25 protein-coding genes are annotated in these 23,600 nt (G+C 44.4%); 14 read left to right on the top strand and 11 right to left on the bottom strand.

All coding sequences use genetic code 11. The annotated features are described in order from the left end of the window. Nucleotides 1-54: 54 nt before the first annotated feature. On the bottom strand, nucleotides 55-1,323 hold the full coding sequence (locus AS888_RS06750; protein WP_061141817.1) for a dicarboxylate/amino acid:cation symporter: 1,269 nt from the start codon (nucleotides 1,321-1,323) through the stop codon (nucleotides 55-57). A gap of 165 nt (nucleotides 1,324-1,488) precedes the next feature. Between AS888_RS06750 and AS888_RS06745 the strand changes: the two genes are divergently transcribed. Beyond that, nucleotides 1,489-2,310, top strand: a complete 822-nt coding sequence (locus AS888_RS06745; protein WP_061141398.1) for an alpha/beta fold hydrolase — start codon at nucleotides 1,489-1,491, stop codon at nucleotides 2,308-2,310. Here the strand turns inward: AS888_RS06745 and AS888_RS26340 are convergent. From AS888_RS26340 to AS888_RS26100, 4 genes are all read right to left on the bottom strand, one after another. Beyond that, nucleotides 2,276-2,518, bottom strand: coding sequence for a hypothetical protein (locus AS888_RS26340; protein WP_061141397.1), 243 nt, complete (start codon nucleotides 2,516-2,518; stop codon nucleotides 2,276-2,278). The two genes, AS888_RS06745 and AS888_RS26340, sit on opposite strands and share 35 nt — an antisense overlap. After that, entirely contained in the window at nucleotides 2,508-3,464 is a 957-nt protein-coding gene (locus AS888_RS06735; protein WP_061141396.1) for a class F sortase, read from the bottom strand. Before AS888_RS06735 ends, AS888_RS26340 begins: the two co-directional genes overlap by 11 nt. A 97-nt stretch (nucleotides 3,465-3,561) precedes the next feature. Then, the gene (locus tag AS888_RS06730) at nucleotides 3,562-4,908 is read right to left on the bottom strand and encodes a hypothetical protein (protein ID WP_061141395.1); all 1,347 of its coding nucleotides are present in this window, start codon (nucleotides 4,906-4,908) and stop codon (nucleotides 3,562-3,564) included. A 199-nt stretch (nucleotides 4,909-5,107) separates the two neighbouring features. Then, a complete protein-coding gene (locus AS888_RS26100) occupies nucleotides 5,108-5,245 on the bottom strand; it encodes a hypothetical protein (RefSeq protein WP_185113042.1) in 138 nt (45 codons plus the stop codon). 417 nt (nucleotides 5,246-5,662) lie between these two features. On the opposite strand from AS888_RS26100, the gene AS888_RS06725 reads away from it, so the two are divergent. Beyond that, a complete protein-coding gene (locus AS888_RS06725) occupies nucleotides 5,663-6,418 on the top strand; it encodes a threonine/serine exporter family protein (protein ID WP_061141816.1) in 756 nt (251 codons plus the stop codon). A gap of 19 nt (nucleotides 6,419-6,437) precedes the next feature. Next, entirely contained in the window at nucleotides 6,438-6,884 is a 447-nt protein-coding gene (locus tag AS888_RS06720; RefSeq protein ID WP_061141394.1) for a threonine/serine exporter family protein, read from the top strand. 64 nt (nucleotides 6,885-6,948) lie between these two features. On the opposite strand, the gene AS888_RS06715 is transcribed toward AS888_RS06720, so the two are convergent. Both AS888_RS06715 and AS888_RS06710 read right to left on the bottom strand, forming a co-directional pair. Next, nucleotides 6,949-8,487, bottom strand: coding sequence for a solute symporter family protein (locus AS888_RS06715; RefSeq protein WP_061141393.1), 1,539 nt, complete (start codon nucleotides 8,485-8,487; stop codon nucleotides 6,949-6,951). Between the two features lie 13 nt (nucleotides 8,488-8,500). Beyond that, on the bottom strand, nucleotides 8,501-8,839 hold the full coding sequence (locus tag AS888_RS06710) for a DUF485 domain-containing protein (protein ID WP_061141392.1): 339 nt from the start codon (nucleotides 8,837-8,839) through the stop codon (nucleotides 8,501-8,503). 272 nt (nucleotides 8,840-9,111) lie between these two features. Between AS888_RS06710 and AS888_RS06705 the strand changes: the two genes are divergently transcribed. The 9 genes from AS888_RS06705 to AS888_RS06665 all read left to right on the top strand — a co-directional run bounded on the left by AS888_RS06705 (nucleotide 9,112) and on the right by AS888_RS06665 (nucleotide 17,968). Then, the gene (locus tag AS888_RS06705) at nucleotides 9,112-10,083 is read left to right on the top strand and encodes an HlyD family efflux transporter periplasmic adaptor subunit (protein WP_061141391.1); all 972 of its coding nucleotides are present in this window, start codon (nucleotides 9,112-9,114) and stop codon (nucleotides 10,081-10,083) included. Between the two features lies 1 nt (nucleotide 10,084). Next, complete coding sequence (locus tag AS888_RS06700) at nucleotides 10,085-10,825, top strand: ABC transporter ATP-binding protein (RefSeq protein WP_061141390.1); 741 nt, start codon at nucleotides 10,085-10,087, stop codon at nucleotides 10,823-10,825. Further along, complete coding sequence (locus AS888_RS06695) at nucleotides 10,740-11,942, top strand: ABC transporter permease (protein ID WP_260320140.1); 1,203 nt, start codon at nucleotides 10,740-10,742, stop codon at nucleotides 11,940-11,942. The genes AS888_RS06700 and AS888_RS06695 overlap by 86 nt, the downstream gene beginning before the upstream one ends. 109 nt (nucleotides 11,943-12,051) lie before the next feature. Next, entirely contained in the window at nucleotides 12,052-12,723 is a 672-nt protein-coding gene (locus AS888_RS06690; protein ID WP_061141388.1) for a response regulator transcription factor, read from the top strand. Nucleotides 12,724-12,733: 10 nt separating this feature from the next. Then, nucleotides 12,734-13,972: a sensor histidine kinase gene (locus AS888_RS06685; protein WP_061141387.1), complete on the top strand. Its 1,239-nt coding sequence runs from the start codon at nucleotides 12,734-12,736 to the stop codon at nucleotides 13,970-13,972. A gap of 107 nt (nucleotides 13,973-14,079) precedes the next feature. Beyond that, nucleotides 14,080-14,532 (top strand): hypothetical protein, encoded by a 453-nt coding sequence (locus AS888_RS06680; RefSeq protein WP_061141386.1) that lies wholly within the window; start codon nucleotides 14,080-14,082, stop codon nucleotides 14,530-14,532. Between the two features lie 260 nt (nucleotides 14,533-14,792). Beyond that, nucleotides 14,793-15,977, top strand: coding sequence for a NupC/NupG family nucleoside CNT transporter (locus tag AS888_RS06675; RefSeq protein WP_061141385.1), 1,185 nt, complete (start codon nucleotides 14,793-14,795; stop codon nucleotides 15,975-15,977). A gap of 161 nt (nucleotides 15,978-16,138) precedes the next feature. Next, the gene (gene msrB / locus AS888_RS06670; protein ID WP_061141384.1) at nucleotides 16,139-17,092 is read left to right on the top strand and encodes a peptide-methionine (R)-S-oxide reductase MsrB; all 954 of its coding nucleotides are present in this window, start codon (nucleotides 16,139-16,141) and stop codon (nucleotides 17,090-17,092) included. A gap of 24 nt (nucleotides 17,093-17,116) precedes the next feature. Next, nucleotides 17,117-17,968, top strand: a complete 852-nt coding sequence (locus tag AS888_RS06665) for an STAS domain-containing protein (protein WP_061141383.1) — start codon at nucleotides 17,117-17,119, stop codon at nucleotides 17,966-17,968. Between the two features lie 48 nt (nucleotides 17,969-18,016). On the opposite strand, the gene AS888_RS06660 is transcribed toward AS888_RS06665, so the two are convergent. The 4 genes from AS888_RS06660 to AS888_RS06645 all read right to left on the bottom strand — a co-directional run bounded on the left by AS888_RS06660 (nucleotide 18,017) and on the right by AS888_RS06645 (nucleotide 22,201). Continuing rightward, complete coding sequence (locus AS888_RS06660; RefSeq protein ID WP_061141382.1) at nucleotides 18,017-19,669, bottom strand: glutamine--tRNA ligase/YqeY domain fusion protein; 1,653 nt, start codon at nucleotides 19,667-19,669, stop codon at nucleotides 18,017-18,019. Between the two features lie 308 nt (nucleotides 19,670-19,977). After that, a complete protein-coding gene (locus AS888_RS06655; RefSeq protein ID WP_061141381.1) occupies nucleotides 19,978-20,718 on the bottom strand; it encodes an amino acid ABC transporter ATP-binding protein in 741 nt (246 codons plus the stop codon). Between the two features lie 11 nt (nucleotides 20,719-20,729). After that, complete coding sequence (locus tag AS888_RS06650; protein ID WP_061141380.1) at nucleotides 20,730-21,395, bottom strand: amino acid ABC transporter permease; 666 nt, start codon at nucleotides 21,393-21,395, stop codon at nucleotides 20,730-20,732. Between the two features lie 26 nt (nucleotides 21,396-21,421). After that, nucleotides 21,422-22,201: a transporter substrate-binding domain-containing protein gene (locus tag AS888_RS06645; RefSeq protein ID WP_061141379.1), complete on the bottom strand. Its 780-nt coding sequence runs from the start codon at nucleotides 22,199-22,201 to the stop codon at nucleotides 21,422-21,424. 387 nt (nucleotides 22,202-22,588) lie between these two features. Here AS888_RS06645 and AS888_RS26725 point away from each other — a divergent pair, with 387 nt between their 5' ends. Continuing rightward, a complete protein-coding gene (locus AS888_RS26725) occupies nucleotides 22,589-22,723 on the top strand; it encodes a hypothetical protein (RefSeq protein WP_260320139.1) in 135 nt (44 codons plus the stop codon). 305 nt (nucleotides 22,724-23,028) lie between these two features. Then, complete coding sequence (locus tag AS888_RS06640) at nucleotides 23,029-23,556, top strand: hypothetical protein (RefSeq protein WP_061141378.1); 528 nt, start codon at nucleotides 23,029-23,031, stop codon at nucleotides 23,554-23,556. The last annotated feature ends 44 nt before the right edge of the window (nucleotides 23,557-23,600 follow it).

The raw sequence follows: 23,600 nt of genomic DNA, 5'->3' as shown, positions 1-23,600 counted from the left end.
ATGGAACACCTTGCTCCAAAAAAAAGACGCCTGGAAAACCAGGCGTCCATTCGATCATAAGGCCGATTCTTCTTTAATGAAAGCTTGCTTTAACCAGTTCTTGCCCTCGACGAGCCGTGACACGAGCATGGCACAAACTGTGTTTCCTGTTGAGTTCAACAGTGTAGCAGGTGCATCGATTATCGTCGATATAACGGCAATGATCGGCAAAACTTCAACCGGGAAGCCGAATACGCTGAGAATCAGCATTTCCCCGATCATCCCTCCTCCAGGAATGGCACCCATGACAGCACCAACCAAAAAGGCAACGGCAAGGATGCTCAATATGCTTGAAATGCTGGTCATATCCTTACCGAATAAGCTGAATAGGAATACGATTTTCAGAATTCCGCCAAATACGGACCCATCCTTATGAGTGTTGGCTCCGAGTGGAATGACCGTTTCCGCAATATCCTTTGGCACGCCCATTTTCTTGACTGATTCCAGATTGACTGGAATGCACGCGGCACTGGAGCACGTAGCGATGGCTGTAATTGATGGCGCCAAGGCATTTTTCCAAAATAATTTAACGCCATCCTTCCCACCTGCGATAAAGGCATACAAAGTGAAGAAGCCAAAATAATAAATTAAAGCTAAGACGAGATAAAGAACGAAGGTACGGGCATAGCCCTCCAAAATCTGCGGCCCGAGCTGTCCGATGATCGTCGCAAAATAAGCGCCAAGTCCAATGGGTGCATAGTACATGACGATCTTCACGACCTTCATCATGACAGCCGTTCCAGCTGTTAAAAATTCGGTGATCGGTCTAGCCTTCTCGCCGACAAGTGCAGTCGAAAGTCCAATTAATACCGAGAAAACGATAAGCTGGAGCATATTGCTCCTGGAGAACAGTTCGGGAAAATCGGATACGGTTACAGTGTTGACCAGTTGACTGAAGAAAGAAACATCTTCAACCTTTTCCTCAGGGGAACTGTTTTCCATCAATTCTTTGATGGCTGTCGTATCTGTGCCCTCCAAAGGGTTGATGATGGTTGTCCCAATGAATCCAATCACGGCAGCCAATGCGGCTGTCGTCAGGAAAACGATCACGATGCTGCCCATGATTTTTCCGAGGCGGTTCATTCCACTCATATTGGCAATGGCCGAAGCGATGCTGAAAAATACCAAGGGAACGATGATCGTGAACATCAGATTTAGGAATAAATCTCCCAGCGGTTGGATGACCGAGGTTTTCTCACCGAAAACGACGCCTGCTATCCCACCGATAATGATGGCAGTGAGTAGGATCAATGAGGATCGATAGTTTTTAAAAAAGCTCTTCATGAAAAAATCCGTCCTTTCAGGATGAAGATAATCAATAAAAATATACTTCATTATCAACTTTAGATGAAGGTTTGACAATATATTTTTAAAGGAAGGAATGTTAAAAGCCGAAACGCAATACATAATAAGAAGAATGGATGAAAAGCGTGGGTAAGGAGGAGTAATATGACATTTTTTGATGTGGAAGAGGGTGTCCGGCTATTTTATGAAGAAAAGGGGCAGGGCCGGCCAATCATTTTTATCCATGGAGTATGGATGAGCAGTCGCTTCTTTACAAAGCAACTTCCCTACTTCTCCCAAAATTATCGCACGATATTGCTTGATTTAAGAAGTCATGGAAAATCAAACCAAGTTCATTACGGAAATACGGTTTCCGTATATGCAAAGGATCTCCATGCGTTCATTACTGAACGGGGATTGAAGGATGTCATCCTTGTCGGCTGGTCGATGGGGGCTTTTGTTGTCTGGGATTACCTGAAGCAATTCGGCGGGGGGAATGTCCATTCAACCGTGATCGTCGATGAGCTGGCTTCTGATTTTAAATGGCCTGACTTTGATATTGGTGCTTTTGACATTGGCACATTGATCGCCTTCATGACGGAGATCCAAACGAATCGCACGCCTTTTTTACAAACCTTCCTATCCTCCATGTTTAAAAACGAATTATCCGCGGAGGATGCAAATTGGATGCTCGGGGAAGTAACGAGAATGCCTGAATCCATTGCCAGCAGCATTCTATTCGACCAATCAATTGTTGATTATCGTGAATTCCTGCCCCAAATTACCGTTCCCACGCTTCTTTGTTTTGGAAGGGAGGAAAAAGTGATTCCTGTTGCTGCAGGGGAGCATTTGCATGAACATATCCCGGATTCCCAACTCGTAATCTTCGAAGATAGCTGCCATTGTCCTTTTTTGGAAGAAAGCGATTTGTTTAACAAAACCGTCGATGACTTTATTCAAAAAGGAATGGGAAGGGCTGGAGGATAAGCATTTTCCCGTTTCCGATGGCTAAGAAATTCGGGGGTGCGAAAGGAAGCGTATCGCTAAGCGGGATTTTCGCACCTTCCGTAACGATCAGGAGCTGATTACAGTGGAAGGCAAAAGTAAAAGGACCGGTCCGGTTCAATGCCGAATACGATCCTTGAAAGTGGTAGCTAAAGTTCACTTTTAACAGTGGGCCTTTATCATTCGGCAATGCTGGATGGAGCGGATTCCTGCCCATATTCATTAACGGCTGTTACATAATAATGAGCTTTTGAGGCATTTTTATCTACATAACTTTTACGTTCGTACTCCGAGATGCTTCCAATGTGCATGAATGTCCCTCCAGGCACTTTTTTGTATATCCGGTAGCCAATAATATTTCCTTCTCGTACGGCATACCAGGATAACAAATCACCGCTTATTTTTACGTTCGTTGGTGCATCTGGCAGCTTCGCTTCATTTTCAAGCTGCATCGCTTCTTCTTCCTTTAATTCTGCATATACGACCAATCGTTCCTGATGCGTGCCTTTTGATCGGTCGAAGGTGCCTGTGCATGTAATTAAGTTCAAATGGCGCCCTTTGCTATATCCGAAGATTTCGTTAAGAGGGGCTTTGTCCCGTGGGTAGCTTTGTTTCTTTTTCACCACAAATGTGAGTTTTGTTCCTTGTTTGTCCTTAACCGTAATTTCATCGCCTTTTTCGAGGTCTTTCAAATGATAAAAAATGGCGGGTCCTGTCTTGCTGTCTACATGCCCTGCCAATACTGCATTCCCTTTCACCCCTGGTTTTGACCCGGGTTCAAACCAAGCGACACCGTCTTCAGTGGAAGGGGCATCCATTTGCCCTGTTTCCAATAAACCGACTTGCTCGATTGAAGCATTCACATCAATGGAAGGAATGGCTATATTCGTTGGGATAATGCCAGTGAATTTTTTATTGAGCGGTTTTTTTTCTGTCTTATGCTCCTTTAATACCGTGAATTCTTCTGCAAGTGTGACGCGGTTTTTTAAATTTTCCTTTTGTATTTCTTTAACTTGTTTCATATCCTGCTCTTTCGTTTCTGATGCTTGAACCATTAATTGTTTCACATAAATCGTTCCACTTACTAGAATAATGGCTATTAAGATAAAACAAGCGAAATGAATTAGTTTATTCATATCATGACCTCATTTCAATCACTCAATTTGAAAAAAAAAGAGAGATTACACTCTCTTTTTTTCATTATTATATAGGGTAAGGAAAATTTGGTATTTCTTATTTAGACAGTTTTCTTTTACGTACGACCACTATTGCCATTAACGCGGCTAATGAACCTAACGCTGTCCAAATGACCGTTAGTGGGTTCGTTGTTTGTTCGGAAGCACCGCCCATGCCCGTTTTAGGCATATCGGATGGCATCGCCGTTCCGGCAAACTTGTCTGGGTTTTGCTTTACAATCGCATCGCCAAGCGCTTGACCGACACCAAACATTAATTTGTACCCTTCACGGTATGTGTCATAGCTTCCAGCATAGTCGCCCGCTACATATTGTTCAAACGTTTTGATGACAGTATCTTCATGCGCTTTAACCGCTTCTTGAGCTGCCAAAGTTGGCAGATTCTCTCCTGTTGCACGACCTAGGAATGTACCAAACTCTTGTGCAAATTTATGGAGCTTATCTTTTGCGGCCTGTTCGCCTGCTTTATCGTCTTTTATTTGTGCACTTACGAATTCAGCTTGGGCATTGATGTGATCTCCCTGCCAGATTTTTTCGAATTGGGCGGCACCTTCATCACCATATACGGAACCGATCGCTGCTTTGAAATCAGCTGTATTGGCATTTTCAGACCATCCAATATAATCATAGTCCTTTGCCCCTTCGAAGCCTTTTTGCATGCCCATTGTTGCTAAAGCAAAGTGTTCAGCTGCCAAACTATTCAATGTAGACCGTAAATCAGCGGCAGGTGTGTCCGCTTTTGAATTTTCAAATTTATCCGGCATTTGCGTTACAATGGAAGTGGATAACGCTTTACTGATGTCGAACATATGTTGGAAGCCTTCACGATATGTTTTGGCAGCACCTTCATAATCGCCTTCTACGTAGTCTTCAAATGTTTCTTTTACTTGGTCTTCATGCATGCGAAGCGCTTCTTTGGCTGCAGCTTCAGGTAGTTTACCTTCAGTCGCTGTACTTAAAAACTTGGCAAATTCGTTTACGAATTGTTCCACTTCTTTATCTACTTCAGCCATGGCAGCTTCATCATTATCCTTTGTCGCTTTCACAAAATCATCTGTATAGTTGTTATGCTCCCGGAAGATTCTCTCAAATTCAGCTGCGCCTTTCTCTCCATAAATGGAGGCAATGGCTGGTTCCATATCGACTGCATTTTGATCCAGGGCCTTGAATGCTTCGTCTGCATCTTTAGAGCCTTCGTAAGCCGTTGTCATTGCTGCTACTGCCAATGTGAAGTGCTCAGATAATAAGTAGTCCAGGTCAGCCCGTAAATCGGCTGCCGGTGTCACCGCCGTTGGTTTCATTTCTGCAGCACTTACGTTGGCCATCGTTGGCATTAGTAGTGAAGCACCTAATACAGGAATAATAAATTTTTTACTCAATCTCATTTTATCCACTCTCCTCATTCATAATGTTTCACTCCGTTTTTCTTTACACCTAATAAACGGGGAGAGGGATGGGTTTGGATCACTATTTTTAAAAATAAATTTTTATTTTCTATTTTCTTGGTCTAAAGAACAGGTTTTTTCGCCTGTTATAAGGAGGAGAAAGGGGAGGATTCAGTCAGCTGGATTAATGAAAACCGTACTATTCCTTATCTCTAATTTCTTCTAAGATCTCTATTACACGGCTATTTTGTTTTTCTATATTCTTTAATCTTTTTTCAATGATATTTGAAGAAAAAAATACGATTAGTATAAGAGCCATTCCAATTAGAATTTCCATATTTCCCTCCTTTGAAATCGAAGCCAATGCTTGAAGGATATGTATATACTTACTGTATAAAAGCTTATCACTTTCAAAAAATCTTGATTAACAAGTAAAAAAAGAGAAATTAATAGTAGTAAATAGATGGAATGCGGAAAATGAGTCCACTTAAACCCATCTTTATTTTACTACAATTATCCAAACTGAACCTTTGTAAGAGAGATTTGTTTCCATTGCTTCCGGAAGCTCTCAATTTCAACAATTTAAGTGATTTCAGCATGCAATAAAGGGAATACTGGAACTAATGCAAGTCCTGCAGGAACATTTTTATATCCTTTTCACGGGAATTGGGCTATTATGAGGTGGATTTAAGCTGGTAAGTTCGTGATTCTTAGAATGAGAGAAACTTACAGGGAAAGTGATGGAGAGGATAAAATGGATGAACAGTTGCCATACAATGAAATTATAGATGTTTGTTTACTTGCGGGGAAAATCATGCTCCAGAACGGGGCGGAAACCTCACGTGTGGAAGATACGATGGTCAGGATTGCTGCAGCGTTTGGATGTGGGGATTCACACAGCTTCTCGACCCCTACGGGAATCATTTTTTCCTTGGATGGCATGCACCCGGCTTCCAAATTGATCCGGGTTTCCACGCGATCTACGGATTTACACAAGGTAACCTTGGTCAATAGCATTTCCCGGAGCATTTCGAGCAAGGAAATGACACCAGCGGAGGCTTTTTTACGGTTAAAGGAAATTGAAAGGGCGGGAATGGGTTATCCCCTTTGGGGCCAGATCTTTGCTGCCTTCATAGCGAGCGGATGTTTCTTGATCATGTTCCAAGGACAATGGAATGACTTCATCTGGTCCTGTATAGCGGGTGGCATGGGCTTTTCCTGTCTGCTTTATTTACATAGGTTACTGGAGGTTCGTTTTTTCGCTGAATTCATTGCCTCATTAGTGGTGGGCTTGGCGGCCATATTCTTTGTGTACATTGGCGTAGGAAGTCACTTGGATACGATCATCATTGGTGCGGTGATGCCGCTTGTTCCAGGGCTGTTAATTACGAATGCAGCCAGGGATTTAATCGCAGGCCATTTAGTTTCGGGTCTATCCAAGGGAGCCGACGCAGGTTTGACTGCTTTAGCGATCGGGGCAGGAATATCGGCTGCGTTTGTTTTCTTATGAGTTTTGGGGAGGAGAAAGGATGTTAGCACAGCTTATAACAAGTTTCATTGCCTCTGCCGCCTTTGGAGTCATCTTTAATGTACCGAAAAGTTCATTGTTCCAGTGTGGCTGTGTAGGGATGATCGGATGGATCTTATATTATTTCTTGGTTGAAAATGAGATAGACAGCATCATAGCGACTCTTGCCTCTGCCTTTGTCGTAGCGGTCATCAGTCAATATTTTGCTAAAAGGTTTAAAACACCGATCACCATATTCAATGTATCGGGAATCATTCCCCTCGTGCCGGGCGGCCTGTCTTATAATGCCATGAAGCATTTTGTCGTGAATGACTTTTATGTAGCGGTTCAATTGGCCGCTAAGGTTTTCATGCTGGCGGGAGCCATAGCGATGGGACTGATCTTTGCGGAAGTGATGAACCAACTGGTAATCAAGTACAATAGAAGAAAGATGAGATTAAGAAGGTAGGCAAAAAAGAGAAAGGAGAGTTGAGCTCCTTTCTCTTTTTAATATTTTAAAATAAGATTCGCACTTACAGAGGATCTTTCATTCCCGTGTTGGCCGTCACCAGGATCTCGTCATATTTTTTGGCATCGGCTTTCTTGCTTGACAGCAATGTTCCGGCGATGGCGGCGATGAAGCCGATCGGAATCGAAACGATGCCTGGATTGGCAAGCGGGAATACTGGGTCGCCTACGAATATGGCGGCTCCCTCGATGGGTGACCAGACATTGGGGCTAAGGAAAACAAGAATCAAGGAACTGGCCAGCCCGACGACCATCCCCGTAACAGCGCCGGCGGTGTTAAAGCGTTTCCAGAATACCGTGAAGATGATGATGGGCAGGTTGGCACTGGCAGCGACTGCAAAGGCAAGGGATACAAGGAAAGCGACATTCATGTTTTGGGCAAACAAGGCAAGGATGATGGAAAGGACCGACACCCCGATTGATGCCCAGCGAGCCGCAACGACTTGTTCTTTGTCCGTGGCCTGGCCTTTGCGAATGATATGGCCATAAAAATCATGGGCAAAGGCAGAGGCAGCCGATAGAACGAGTCCGGCCACAACCGCCAAGATGGTAGCGAAGGCAACTGCAGACACGAAGGCGAACAGGAAGTCGCCTCCGATGGCATCGGCAAGCAGCGGAGCCGCCATATTGCCGGCAGCATTCGCCGCGATGATTTTGTCATAACCAACAAAGGCCGCGGCTCCAAATCCAAGGAAAATGGTCATGATATAAAAGATTCCGATGATCCATGTGGCATAAACGACGGACTTCCTGGCAGTGATGGCGTCTTTTACCGTAAAGAATCGGATGAGAATGTGAGGCAGTCCCGCTGTACCGAGGACGAGAGCCAAATTAAGGGAAAGGGTATCCAATGGATCCTTGAATTTATTCCCCGGATTGAGGAAATCGCCCCCTAAAGGGGTTGCTGTTTTCATTTGCTTGAACATCTCGATCACACTAAAGTCGAATTTAGCCAACACGATCAGCGAGATGATGAACGTACCTGCCATCAATAATACGGCTTTGACGATCTGGACCCAGCTGGTGGCCGTCATCCCGCCGAATACTACATAAACGGTCATTAAAATGCCTACGATGATAACGGAGTACAGATAATCGATTCCGAGTAAGAGTTTTATAAGGGCACCTGCACCGACAAGTTGGGCGATCATATAAAAAGTGGATATGGATATGGTGTTAAGGGCAGCGACCCCGCGCACCTTCTTTTCATTGAAGCGGGCAGCAATCATATCCGCCAGCGTATATTTCCCAAGGTTACGCAACGGTTCGGCCACGATATAAAGAACGACCAGGTAAGCGACAAGAAATCCTATGCTATAGAAAAAACCATCAAAACCGGACAGTGCGACCATCCCCGCGATCCCGAGAAAAGAGGCGGCAGACATATAATCGCCTGCAATCGCCCAGCCGTTCTGCCAACCAGACAGGCTGCTGTCCGCCGTATAAAAGTCGGCGGTCGTTTTTGTGCGCCGAGAAGCAAAATAGGTAATCACCAATGTTAAGCCGACGATGAGTAAAAATAGTATAAATGCGAGCATATTCATGATTATTTCACCCTTATCCTTTCGCTTCTTTAACGATTTTTTCAACCAATTCGTCAAAACGGGCCGCTTTTCTGGAATAAAGGATGCACAAGGTCCAGGTCATGATGAATTGGGCAAAAGCAAAGACCCATGCCCAGCTGATGTCCCCGAATGCATTGGAGTTAAGAACTTTCGAATAGGAAGTAAGGATGGGTAAGGTGAAATAAAAGACCATGAAAAAGATGGATAGCGGGACGATGAAATTGCGTTTTTTCCTCAGCAGCTCTTGAAAAGAATGGGTTTGGACGATTTTGCTGTAGTCTGCGGAAGCGCTTACTTCCGCTTGTTTTGCAATGGAATCGTTTGTTGCCAAAGTGGTTCCCCCTTCATTCATTCGAATTTGGTGTAGATTTCCAATTTTTGTGGTACCAGCCTTTAGTATATATTTATCTGAATATATTGTAAATTCAAAATTTACAAATCGTCCCTTTTTCATTCGACATCAAAGACCGGAAAAAGTCGGCCAATGGCCGGAATATCGGTGAAAAAGGCCGGATTATTCCATTACGATAAAACGACCCTTAAGGAAAAATTAAGCTTCGTTAGCGATACTTCTTTCAGCAAAGGAAATCTGAAGGGAGAAAAATGATGAAAAAGTGGATGATGCTAAGCGCGGTATTGGTGCTAGCCATTGGGGGTTCGTTTTGGTTTTTCATGAAGGAAAAAGCGGAGCCAGCTGTGGCTAAGTCGGTGACGGCCCAGGTTGAAAAGGGAGACCTTGAAGTCGAGATAAGTGGTTCGGGTTCTGTTGCTGCAATCAATAGTGAGGACGTCACTTCCTCGGCCGCAGCCGAGGTGGATGAGGTGCTTGTAGGGAAAAATGAATTGGTTGAAAAGGGTGATGAGCTCATTACCTTCACGGATGGAAGTGACCCGGTAACGGCCCCATTCGATGGTACGGTAACCACGTTGGATGTAGAGGCGGGCGACAGAATATCAGGCAGTGATGTGGTGGCACATGTTACGGATTATAAAAAATTGAAAACAACGGTCAGTGTGGATGAATTGGATATTCCAAGCGTCAAAAAAGGACAAACGGTCGAGATAAAAGCGAGCGCCTTCGAAGATGAAACGTTCACGGGGAAGGTGACCAGTGTATCAAGGGAGGGTACGTATGAAAATGGCGTCTCTTCATTCGATGTCACGATTCAAATCGATAAGCCTCGCGATATTAAAATTGGGATGTCGACCGAGGTGAGCATTTTGACGAATCGTGCGAAAGATGCCTTATATGTTCCAATTGAAGCAGTCCAAATGGATGGTGATCAGAAATATGTCAGTGTCCAGGAGGCTGGTGCAACGGATGCGGTAGCCAGTTCAAAGACGTTGGTCGAGACTGGAATCAGTAATGATAGGTATATTGAAATAACTTCTGGGCTGGAAGAGGGACAGGAGGTTTCGTTACCGATAACGATCTCCAATGAAAACCGGACAGGCAGCGGCTTCAATGGAATGAGGGGCGGAGGCGGAATGCCAAGCGGCGGGGAAATGCAAATGCCAAGCGGAGGCGGAATGCCAGGCGGTGGCGGAATGCCGAGCGGCAAGGGAGGTCAGTGAAATGGTGAAACCCATCATCAAAATCCAAAATATGTCCAAATCATATGAACTGGGCGGTGAAACCGTTAAGGCGCTTCAGGATGTATGTCTTACCATCGATAAAGGCGATTTCATTTCCATCATCGGTCCATCCGGATCAGGGAAATCGACGTTCATGAATATGATAGGGTGCCTCGATAAGCCTGACACAGGTGAATATCTTCTTGACGGAAAAGAAGTTGAAAAAATGAAGGATAATGAGCTAGCGGCAATTCGCAATATTAAAATAGGGTTCATCTTTCAAAATTTCAATCTGTTGGCGAAGTTGACAGCGCTGGAAAATGTCGAGCTTCCCCTTGTCTATAGAGGAGTGAGCGTGAAGGAAAGAAAAGAGGCCGCCGTTGCCTGTCTGGATAGGGTAGGCCTGGGTGACCGGATGAACCATTTGCCGAATCAACTTTCCGGCGGACAGCAGCAAAGGGTGGCAATCGCAAGGGCATTGGCGGGCAACCCTCCCGTTTTATTGGCGGATGAACCGACGGGGGCACTTGATAGCAAAACAAGTAAAGAAGTGCTGCAGATGCTAAAAGATTTAAACGAAAAGGGGCAAACCATCATCCTTATCACCCATGACATGGAAGTGGCAAAGGAAGCAACTCGTGTCGTTCGGATTCAGGATGGACAGCTTTTTGAAAGCGGAGGTGATTGGATTGAACTTGAGCGAATCGATGAAGATGGCCATACGCTCTATCAAAACCAATAAGGTCCGTGCTTTTTTAACCATGCTTGGCATCATTATCGGCGTTGCCTCCGTCATTGTCCTGGTTTCGATTGGGCAAGGGTCCTCACAGTCCGTTCAAGATGAGATAAATAGCCTGGGAACGAATTTATTGACGGTAAGTGTCACGGATACGGATTCAGTGGAGCCGACGGAGGACACGATTGATCAGTTTAAGGAACTAGACGGGATAGCCGGTGTGGCGCCTGTGGTCACTGGCCGCGTTTATGCAAAAAACGGTGAAAATTCGGCCCAGGTCTCCATGACAGGTGCCACTTCAGCTTATTTATCGGTTCGGGACCTTGAGCTTAGTCAAGGGCGATTTTTGACGGACCTGGAAACGGAATTACGCTCCAAGGTCGTTATCCTAGGGTCTGATACAGCAAGCACGCTTTTTGAAGATCAAAACGCGGTGGATCAAAACGTTCTTATCGGCGGTGTTTCCTATCGAGTGATCGGTGTGCTGAAATCAGTAGGAACCTCCATGGGCTCGAGCGGCGATGATGTAATCATTGCACCGATCACCACTGCCGAACGGGCGACGGGCAGCACGACGATCGGGACCGTTTATGTAAAAGCCAAGAACGAGAACATCGTGGAACGGGTCATGTATCAAGTGCAAGGTGTGATGACCGCTTCATTTCCTGGCCAAAGTGATAATTATTCCGTATCCAATCAAGAGGATTTGATGGAAACAATGAGCTCCGTATCCGATACGTTCACGCTCATGCTTGGCGGCATTGCCAGTATATCGCTGCTTGTGGGCGGGATAGGCATCATGAATATCATGCTGGTATCCGTCTCGGAAAGGACGAAGGAAATCGGGATCCGAAAGGCAATCGGGGCAAACCGGAAATCGATCCTTCTGCAATTTTTAATTGAAGCGGTCGTCTTGAGCTGCCTAGGGGGATTGTTGGGAGTGGCAATTGGATTCGGAATCGCAAGGTCGATTTCAGATTTTTCAACATTAACGATTAGTTATTCATGGTCGGTGACAGTGTTTGCCTTCTTATTCTCGATATTGATCGGGATTGTCTTTGGCGTATTCCCTGCCAATAAGGCATCGAAATTGAATCCAATCCAGGCACTGCGGCACGAGTGAACATACAAATTATAAAGAAAGCGGCTAGGAATATGCCCGCTTTCTTTTGTATATGAAAAAGGATAAAATCAACATAAATAGCAAGAGAAACGGTCAGGGGGGACTCTTCATGAAGATTTTGGTGGTGGAAGATAATGCTTCATTATTGGAATCGATCCGGCAAATTTTGGCGGATGAATATGAAGTCGATACGGAGACTAACGGGGAGGATGGGCTGTTCATGGCCCTGCAAGGCATTTACGATATCATTTTATTGGATGTGATGCTTCCGGGAATGGATGGCTTCGAAATCGTCCGAAACATCAGGGAAGCAAAAATCGATACAAGCGTTTTGTTTTTGACGGCAAAGGATGGTCTTGAGGATCGTGTCAGAGGGCTTGAGATGGGCGGTGATGACTATTTAGTCAAACCGTTCCAGGCACCGGAGCTTAAGGCAAGGATTCGTGCCCTCCTTCGCCGAAGCGGCATCATAACGCTTTCGCAGCATGTGAAGTACCGTGGAATCGAATTGCTGGAAAAAGAAAAGGATATTTCGGTCGATGGGAAGGTCATCAAGATGACCGTGAAGCAGTACGAACTATTAGAGTACCTCATTCAAAACAAGGGGAAAATATTGACCCGTGAGCAAATTTTTGACCGTATTTGGGGATTCGACTCGGATACGACGATTGCGATAGTCGAAGTGTTCATCCATCATCTCAGGAAAAAGCTGGAACCTTACAATTACCATAAGGACATTCAAACCGTCAGGGGCATTGGTTATATGCTCAAACAACCATAAGGGGATCATTATGTTCCAAAAAACAAGACTTCAACTAACATTATTGAATTCTATCGTCTTTATTGTCTTGATAGCCATATTAAGCCGAACGATTTATTTTTATACGGAAAATCAAATCTATAGGGATGTCAATGATTCGCTGAAAAAGGATTACAGGGGCTTCATCAATGGGGGCATGCCCGGAGGCCGGCCGCAAGGCGAGTTTCTCTTGGGACCGGGTCCGAGCGTCATCGTATGGGGACCTGAAGATACGATCATCGAGCCTAGACTTAGCGTGGACGATTACTTCAAGGTCAATGAATCGAAATTCCACCCTGAAAAATTTGACGAGATCGAAGAAATCCCGGCGAATGGCTACACGTATCGCGCCCTTTCCACCAAGGTCGATACGGATTATGGGGAGTTGATCGTACAATTCATCAGGAATGTCGATTCCGAAAAAGATATGCTCGATCGCCTGCTGCTCATATTGTTTGTTGGCGGGGGCATTGGCAGCTTGGTGGCAGTTGGGGCCGGTTATCTATTGGCAGGACGGGCCCTTATTCCGGTAAAACGCTCATGGGATCAACAGCAGCAGTTTGTTTCGGATGCTTCGCATGAAATCCGCACACCGCTTGCCGTCATACAATCAAGGGCTGATTTGTTATTCCAATCACCGAACGCGACAATCGAGGAAAAAGCCGTCGATATATCGATCATTTCAAAGGAAGTCCGCCGCCTGAATAAGCTTGTTAACGGACTTTTGACCTTGACCAGGACCGATTCGAATCAGGTGCAGGTGAATAAAGCGAATTTTTTTCTCGACGACTTACTTATGGATATCGTGGAACAGTATACTGATATAGCTTCTTTTCAAGAAAAAACCATCATCAGCCATGCTCCTGAACAGGTGGTGTTTCATGGGGACAAAGAAAGGATGCATCAGCTCTTGGTGATTCTGGTCGATAATGCGATGAAGTTCACGGAGAAAGGCGGGGAGATTTCGCTTTCCTGCATCAAGAATGCAGCGTCGATCATCCTTGCCGTTGAAGATAATGGAATAGGAATGCCACAGGAAGAACTCCCCTTGATTTTTAACCGGTTTTATCAAGTGGAGCAATCTCGTTCAGCAAATGAGGGCTCCGGTTTAGGGCTATCCATTGCCAAATGGATTGTACAAGCACATCAAGGGAACATCAAGGTTACGAGTGAACAGAATGTACGCACTCGTTTTGAAATCATTTTTCCGAGAAACCAAAAGAAAATGTAAGACGGCTGAAATATCTAACCCATTCCGTGTTGCTTAAGGAAAAATTAAGGGTCTTTTTAGATAATGTCTATCAGTAATCCATTTCTTTTGGCAAAGGAGAATCATCAATGGTGAATAAACTTGGTAAAATGCGTTTTTTAATTTCGATCGTGGCATTTTTTCTTTTAATCGTTCAAGCGGTAATGGGGATCATGATGTTTGTCGACAGTAGCGACAATGTGCCCATGAATGGCCAAGCGATGGCGGGGCAGCCTGCGGATCGCGGCACGGGGGCATCTGGAGATTCGTCCAAGAGCAGTGAATCCGCAGGTGAGGCTGACGAAACCGCACCAAATGATGCAAGCGGCAATTTGGGGACGCCTCCACAAGGGTGGGCTGATGGCAGCGGAACAAAAGAAGAGATGCCAGGCGGCGGAGGCTTCCAGCGCGGGAATTCTCTAGCTCGTGAATACATCGATTTTTATCAAGGGGCAGGCGGCTTGGCAACATCCATCATCATCCTTCTGATCGGGGGAGCTGGAATTGCGACGGCGATAATGACGAGAAAGACGGCAGCCTGAAAATGGTAAAGAAGTTCATAAACAGGGAGGCTCCTCGAGAAGGGACCTTTCTTTTTGTTTTGAGAAAATCACACATGTAACTAATTGCCATTTTTGAATGAGAAATAATGATTGCACTTCAAAATAAATTAGTTTAATATATAGTTCTAAAGAGGTACGTACAACTATTTTGGATGAAAGAGAAAACGTTTGCATAAATTTTTTGAGGGTACCCTACTATTAATGCACGAACATTAAATTCACCTTAGTGGAGGCAGAATATGAAATTTCTGATTGCTATTTTAGGACTGCTTATTGTTTTTGGACTAGCCTTATTAGTGAGTAGTGACCGGAAGAAGGTTAAAATTAAACCGATTATCTTCATGGTGATCATTCAGCTAATTTTGACTTATCTTTTATTGAATACGAAGTTCGGGTTAGTGATTATCAACTCGATTGCCGATGGCTTTGGAAAACTCCTGGAATGGGCAAATGAAGGGATTAGCTTCGTATTTGGCGGCATTGCAAATGAAGGAGCAGCACCGTTCTTTTTAAATGTTCTTCTTCCCATCGTATTCATCTCGGCATTGATCGGGATCTTACAGCACTTTAAAATCCTTCCATTCATCATGAAATGGATCGGTTTACTGTTAAGCAAGATAAATGGAATGGGTAAATTAGAATCTTACAATGCGGTCGCATCCGCAATTGTCGGACAATCCGAGGTTTTCATAACCTTGAAAAAACAACTTGGTGCCATTCCGCCAGCACGGATGTATACACTTTGTGCATCAGCGATGTCAACCGTATCGATGTCGATCGTCGGAGCATACATGACAATGATCGAGCCAAAGTATGTCGTGACGGCAATTGTCATCAATATGTTTGGCGGATTCATCATTGCATCGATCATCAACCCTTATACCGTTACGGATGATGATGATATCCTCGTCGTTGAAGAAGGGGCAGAAAAGCAGTCATTCTTTGAAATGCTTGGCGAATATATCATGGATGGCTTTAAAGTCGCCATGACGGTTGCAGCCATGCTAATCGGGTTCGTGGCATTGATTGCAGGGATCAACAGCTTATTCGATATGATCATCGGCATCAGCTTCCAGGACATCTTGGGCTATATCTTTGCACCATTTGCGTTCATCATGGGTGTTCCGATTTCGGAAACCGTGACGGCTGGCGGAATCATGGCGACAAAGCTAGTGACGAATGAATTCGTTGCGATGCTGAGCTTAGGGGATGCCGCAAAAACATTGAGTGACCGTACGATTGGAATCGTTTCCGTTTTCTTGGTTTCCTTTGCGAATTTCTCTTCCATCGGGATCATTGCAGGTGCAGTCAAAGGCCTGCATGAGAAGCAAGGGAATGTTGTTGCTCGTTTCGGGCTGAAGCTGCTATATGGTGCGACACTTGTCAGCATCCTATCAGCGATCATCGTCAGTGTGATCATTTAAGTACCACATCTTTGAATTGAAAGCGGATTTATCTTGAGAGGCACTTGGATATACTTCTAAGTGCCTCTTTCATATTTTGTTACAAGAATTTTATTGAAATGGAAGGGTATCGGCATACCGGCATATAATACATCTTGTCATGAAGGGAATGATGGTGGAAAATGAATGAGAATGAAACGGCCATTTTTGCAGGAGGTTGTTTTTGGTGCATGGTCGCTCCCTTTGATGAAACAGATGGAATTATTGAAGTGACATCAGGCTATACGGGAGGTATTGCTCCCAACCCGAGTTATAAACAAGTGATAGCCGGATCGACTGATCATGTTGAAGCGGTTCAGGTGATATTCGATCCATCGATCATTTCATATAAGGAATTAGTGGAGATATTTTGGCGCCAAATCGATCCTACAGATGACGGCGGCCAATTCACCGATAGGGGACAGCCATATAAGGCAGCCATTTTCTATCGTGATGAACGCCAGAAACGGGAAGCCGAGCGATCAAAGGAAGAATTGATGATGAGCGAACGGTTTAAAAAGCCGATTGTCACGGACATTTTACCATCGGGAACATTTTATGCAGCTGAAGAGTATCACCAACAATTCCATCGGAAAAATCAATTTCGGTATGCATTATATCGCAAAGGCTCAGGTCGGGAATCCTTCATAAAAGAAAATTGGCCTAAGGATAACGCCCATCTTAGAGATAGGTTGACCGAGACCCAGTATCATATCACCCAGGAAAATGGTACCGAGCCACCTTTTGATAATGCCTATTGGGATCACTTTGAAGAAGGCATATATGTGGATGTCGTTTCTGGTGAGCCTCTATTCTGTTCAAAGGATAAGTATGATAGCGGATGCGGCTGGCCGAGTTTCACGAAGCCCATCATGTCGGCAAGTGTCCATGAGAAAGTAGATGTAAGCCACAGAATGACCCGCACGGAGGTGCGCAGCAGGGAAGCCGATTCCCATCTGGGCCACGTATTTCCTGACGGACCAGGCCCCAAAGGCACAAGATATTGCATGAACTCCGCCGCCCTTCGCTTCATTCCAAGGATGGATATGGAAAAAGAGGGATATGGGGATATATTGTTGCTTTTTAAGATGAAATAACTTTTTTGAGATAGGGGAACGAAAATGGAAAAAGTAGACGGGATTTTATATCGGTATATCCTTGATCATTCATCAACGATTACGGATAAATGGCTGGCTTTAAGGGAAAAGCAGGTTGGTTCGATCTATTCCGTGGATACCGATGCGGAAGTGGAGGAGCTCCTGAGGAAACAAAATACGTTGACGATCAAGACCGTGACCAGTGCATTACTAGAAGATAAAAGTTCTTTTATTGAAAATATGGAGCATTGGGCGACTATGGTCGCTAAAAGCAGGGTTGAATCTGACACACCGATATACGAGGTATTGGAAGCGCTTAATAAAGTGAGGGAAACATACTGGGACTTCATCACTGACCATATGCTTAAGGATGATAATAAAATTCCGAAGGATACGATCATTCGCTGGAGCCGGCTAATTAACCAAGCATTCGATCAATTGAACCGTGAGTTCACTGAGCAGTATTATCTATTGACCCAAAAACGGTTGCTGGCTCAACAGGATTTGATCACGGAATTAGGTTCACCGGTCATTCCGATCGTTGACGCCATGGCGGTGTTGCCTTTGATAGGGGAAATCGATACCCATCGGGCAAAGGAAATCATGGATACGACTCCAAGCAAATGCATCAGCAAAAATATTTCTCATCTGTTCATCGATTTATCGGGGGTCACACTCTTGGATACGATGGTTGCCCAACAAGTCTTTGAATTGATAAGCACCCTTAAATTATTGGGCATACAATCGACCATTTCCGGAATACGTCCGGAGGTAGCCCAGACGTCGATTCAGCTCGGCCTCGATTTCAGCCAGGTATCGACCTATAGCACGTTAAAGCAGGCCCTTTCCAAGCAAGGGGTCAAACTATACGCTTGAAAATAAGCAAAGAACCAGTGCCCACGGGGGCCTGGTTCTCTTTTTTGATTACAGCTTGAATGAACTTTTCAATCCGACGATTTGGTTGAACACCAAGCGATCGGCTTTCGTAAGCTTGGTATCGACATTATAATAGCCATGCCTGAAGAATTGGAATTTATCCTGAGGCTGTACGTCTTTCATATTGGGTTCGACGAATCCTTGTAAAATTTCAATCGAATCCGGATTAACCCGCTCCAAGAATGATTTTTCTTCTTCATCTTCCGCTGCGGAATCCAAGATCAACGGTTGGTAATTGCGGAATTCCGCTGAAATCGCTTGTGAAGCCTCGACCCAGTGCAATGTCCCTTTTACCTTGCGTCCAGTGAAGCCTGATCCGCTTTTCGTTTCCACGTCATACGTGCAGCGAAGCTCAATGACGTTGCCGTTGTCGTCTTTTATCACTTCTTCACATTTAATGAAATAAGCGTGCTTTAAACGGACTTCATTGCCCGGGAAAAGACGGAAATATTTTTTTGGCGGATTTTCCATGAAATCGTCTTGTTCGATATAGATTTCACGAGAGAATGGGATTTTGCGCATGCCCATTTCCGGAACTTCCGGATTGACTTCAGCATCCAGCCATTCAACCTCGCCTTCCGGATAATTGGTGATGACCACCTTAAGCGGGTTCAACACAGCCATCGTCCGTGGGGCCTTCAGCTTTAAATCCTCCCTTACGAAATGATCGAGCATTTGGGAGTCCACGACACCGCTTGTTTTCGCGACGCCAATCTCTTGGCAGAATGCACGAATGGCTTCAGGAGTATACCCGCGCCTGCGCAAGCCTGAGATGGTTGGCATCCGGGGATCGTCCCAGCCGTCCACGAAGCGTTCGTCGACCAATTGTTTCAGTTTTCGCTTGCTCATTACGGTATTGGTCAGATTAAGGCGGCCAAATTCATATTGCTGCGGTTTACTTTCCATTTCACAATGTTCGACGATCCAGTCATAAAGCGGACGTTGATCCTCGAACTCAAGAGTACAAATCGAGTGGGTGACTCCTTCGATCGCATCTTCTATTGGGTGGGCAAAGGCATACATCGGATAGATGCACCACTTATTGCCGGTATTATGGTGCTCGGTATGGGAAATGCGGTAGATAACCGGATCGCGCAAATTGATGTTCGGCGAGCTCATATCGATTTTGGCACGCAGCACCTTTTCACCGTTTTCGAACTCACCGTTGCGCATCTTTTCGAATAGTTCAAGGTTTTCCTCAACCGTACGATTGCGGTAAGGGCTGTCTTTTCCAGGCTCTGTCAGCGATCCGCGATATTCCCGGATTTGATCGGCATTAAGGTCGTCCACGTATGCCAGTCCTTTATTGATGAGCAGCACAGCTCGTTTGAACATTTCATCGAAATAGTCGGAAGCGAAGAAAAGATTATCCCAATCGTAACCAAGCCATTTTACGTCTTCCTTGATGGAATTGACATACTCGATATCTTCCTTCAGCGGATTCGTATCATCGAAGCGCAGGTTCGTTTTGCCGTTGAAATCATCGGCCACCCCAAAATTCAAAATGATTGATTTGGCGTGCCCGATATGCAAATATCCATTTGGCTCAGGAGGGAAGCGTGTGATGATATGATCATGTTTTCCGGTCTCCAGATCATCTTTTATGATCGTTTTAATAAAATTCGAAGCGTTATTTTCCAACTGAATTCGACCTCTTTCATTTATATACTTCTTTTACTTTTACCTGTATATATACCATAAATACAGATATTTTTCCATGTTCGAGCCGGGAACAAGGTTTAGAGGCGCATTCTTAAACCATTCATCAAGTATATCGTTTTTGCCTCCAAAAAGAAAATATCCTTGAATCGTTCATTTTATGGGTCGAGTATGATCTTTACCTGGCAAATAAAATAAGCAATACAGGAACTTACGCCTGTATTGCTTATAATGATGTCCTGGCTTCAGGCCGGAAAATCGGCAATGAAGGACGAATTCTCCCTGCCAAATCAAAAGACTGTCGTTTGCAGGAATTCCTTTGTCCGCTCTTCTTTTGGGTTCGTGAAGAAATCTTTTGGCGGGCCGCTTTCGACAACCCGGCCATCATGCATGAAAACGATCCAGTCGCCAACATCACGGGCAAAGCTCATTTCATGCGTTACGACCACCATCGTCATGCCTTCCAGGGCAAGCTCCTTCATCGTAGTTAGAACCTCGCCGACCAGCTCGGGATCGAGGGCGGAGGTAGGCTCATCAAAAAGCAGGATATCAGGCTTCATGGCAAGGGCACGGGCGATGGCAACACGTTGTTTCTGCCCGCCTGAGAGTTTGCTGGGATAAACATCGGCTTTATCTGATAAGCCGACTTTGGCAAGCAATGCCTTTGCTTCTTCAATCGCCTGGGCCTTAGGCACCTTTTTAACATGAGTGGGTGCTTCAATGACGTTTTCAAGGACCGTCATATGCGGGAAGAGATGAAAATGCTGGAAGACCATTCCTACCTTCGCGCGGATTTCATTGATATCATGGGTGCCTGGCTTGACCTCGGTCCCCTCAATGAGGATTTGCCCGCTGTCTTTCTTCTCCAAGTAATTCAAGCAGCGAAGCAGGGTGCTTTTACCGGAACCACTTGGCCCGATCAGACATACCACATCGCTATCCAATACCTTCATATCAATATCTTTAAGAACATGCAGGTCGCCGTACGATTTATTTAAATTCCTGATGCGAATCATTTCTTTTTGTTCCATTTCAATTCCTCCTATCGATCACTGATGGACAGTTTCTTTTCGAATAAATTGACGACAATGGTCAGGAATGCCACAAGAATCAAGTAGTAGACCGCTACAATCAATAAATACGTCATCTCATCGAAGTTATTCGAGCCTAGAGTGGTGGCTACGTTAAACAGCTCATTCATGGAGATGAAGGCTGCTAGAGAAGAATCCTTCAGTCCGATGATGAATTGGTTGCCTAGCGGCGGCAATGCGCGGCGGAAGGCCTGTGGCAGGATGATTCTCCTCAATGCGAGTGAATTGCTCATTCCAAGGGAACGTCCGGCTTCCATTTGGCCTTTATCGATCGATTGAATCGTACCTCGCAATATTTCGGAGATATAAGCTCCGTTATGGAAGGCGAGGGCAAGAGACGCCGCCCAGAAGTCCGGCAATAAGAAGAGATTGCTGATACCGAAGTAGAGGATGAAGATTTGGACGATCAGCGGTGTACCCCGTACGAGGAATACATAAGCATCAGAAATCCAGGCAAGGACCTTTATATTGGAAATTTTTAAAAGTGCAAAAAGCAAACCGATGACGATCCCTACAATAATGGAGACTACCGTCAGTTCCAATGTGAGGAGCATGGCACGGATGAACACGTCCGACGAGCTAAATAATGTATCGAAAAAATGTGAAAAACTTGGCAATGTAATGACTCCCTTTCTATCATTCTTTATTCAGGCTTAGTAGTGATGTCCTCACCAAAGTACTTTTTGCTGATTTTCGCAAGCGTTCCGTCTTCCCGGAGGTTCTCTAGCGCCTCGTTGATGCGTTTAAGCAGCTGGGGATTGTCGCTTGGCAGGACGACCGCCTGCTCGCTGCGTTCGATCAATTGCCGGCCCTTGACATCGAAACCTTCCTTGGCTGCTTCCTTGCCGGTGACGAAGTCGGTGATGACGGCATCATGACGTCCTTCGCTCAACGCTTTAAGCGCGGTGATATCACTGTCATACGTTTTTACATGATTTGTATATTTTTCTGCAGTGGTTGCATATGTAGAGCCTTTCGAAGCCGCAACTTCCTTTCCCTTTAAATCATCAACCGTTTTAATATCGCTATCGGACCTGACGAAGATTTGGGGCCCCGAGTAATAATAGGGGGTCGAGAAGGCAACATGTTTACTTCGTTCTTCATTGATCGTATGGCTGGCAACCGCGGCATCCGCCCGGCCGGTTTTAACACCCTCGACGATCCCTTTGAATTTAATCCGCTTAGGGACTGGCTTAAGGTTAAGTTCCTTGGCAATGGCATCGCCCACTTCGATATCGAAACCTGTTACGGTCATGTCATCATTGACATAACTGAATGGCTTGAATTCACCTGAGGCAGCGAAAACAAACTGGTCCTTATCAATCAGCTTACTCCCATCCTCTAGCTGATCCTTTTCGGCACAGCCGGACAAAAGCCCGAGAATAACCAGTATGGATAGAATGAATGTAACGGATGATTTCATGATAATCTCATTTCTCCCTTCAAAAAAACTAATCGAAAGGTCTATACCCTTCCGAAGTAGTGGATAACCTTATTTTATCAAAAATATAAACTGAATATTCAAATACTTTGTGGTGTCATATGAGTTAAAGGAAGGGGGGCTACCTAAGAGGAAGGCCTATGATTTTAGAAGTGTTACTAAAGGGAAAACTAGTGACTTTAATTCATTTCATGCTCTTTGATTGTTTAAAAATGAAACCTAGTGTTCCAATGTTGGAACGCGTAAAAGTTTACTTATATATATAATTAATTCCAAAGAAGGTGACATTAGCACATATGAACCATTACATGAGTCGAGGATGTGTCTGGCTGGAAACGTAAGATTTTATAATTAAATAGGAGGATTATTATGAAGTTCAAAATTATAGGTATTATTATTTTAACCTGCATTATTCTTAGCCCGTTCAATACATTGGCGCAAGAAAGCTTGTCAGAAAGGAATACTATTATAAAAGAATTAGAAAAAAAGATTGCAATTTCATAATCCCCAGCATAGAACCTTGATCATTACTATTTATACCCTTAATAATCCAATTAAAGAGTTTATTAACAATAATAACTATGTTAGTAAAAAAAAGAAAAGGTAGGGGATTTATTAAATGGAAAATTAAGATAAATCATTGTAGGGAATATCTTCTTATTACGGGTGGTGAGATCTTGGCTGGTATTACTCCTAGTAGTTATTCTGAGGGCTAGAACAGCTACTCTTTCGTCAGGACTTACAGAACGTATTTGGAACCCAAGGGATTATCAGTAAAAATTAAAAGTGAAATTTTAGGAGGAAAAGAAATGAATAGAATATTGTTGTTATTGTTATCATCTTTATTATTTTTATCGTTGAAGATAGATGCTGTATTTGCAGAGGAAGAAGATTTCACTTATGATCCGTATCATACTTCGGAGGTTGATCCTTTTGATTATCTTGAGGGGGGAACTCCAGCGACACTAGAAGAAATGTCACCACTTCGCGCGATCCCGATGCCTAGAGCTTCACAAGACAAAGGATATAATATACCTGGTAATCAAGGGAAATTAACGTCTAACGTTTGGCGATCACAAATTGGACAAACTTCTGGAAACACTTTGCAATGGGATTATCAAGTTTCTGCAGTTTATTCAGGATCTAAAAAGGTGGAATCTATTAGAACAACTTGGAAAGCTTCTGCATCAATGAGAAATTCAGCGAATATATCATTAGGAATATCCGGCAGTGGAGTTAATACTGGTGGAGGTTCAGCATGGACTACTACTTCAACGAAAACTAAGTACTGGGAAAATAGCAGTGGAGCTAAGGAATCTCATATAGATCCAATGTAATTATTTCACCTAAAGGAGACTATAGAACTGGGACTATTTCAGTA

Origin of the sequence: Peribacillus simplex, from assembly GCF_001542915.1 — a bacterium.
GTDB classification, from domain to species: Bacteria; Bacillota; Bacilli; order Bacillales; family DSM-1321; genus Peribacillus; species Peribacillus simplex_B.
This window is presented reverse-complemented; position numbering and strand designations above follow the sequence as displayed.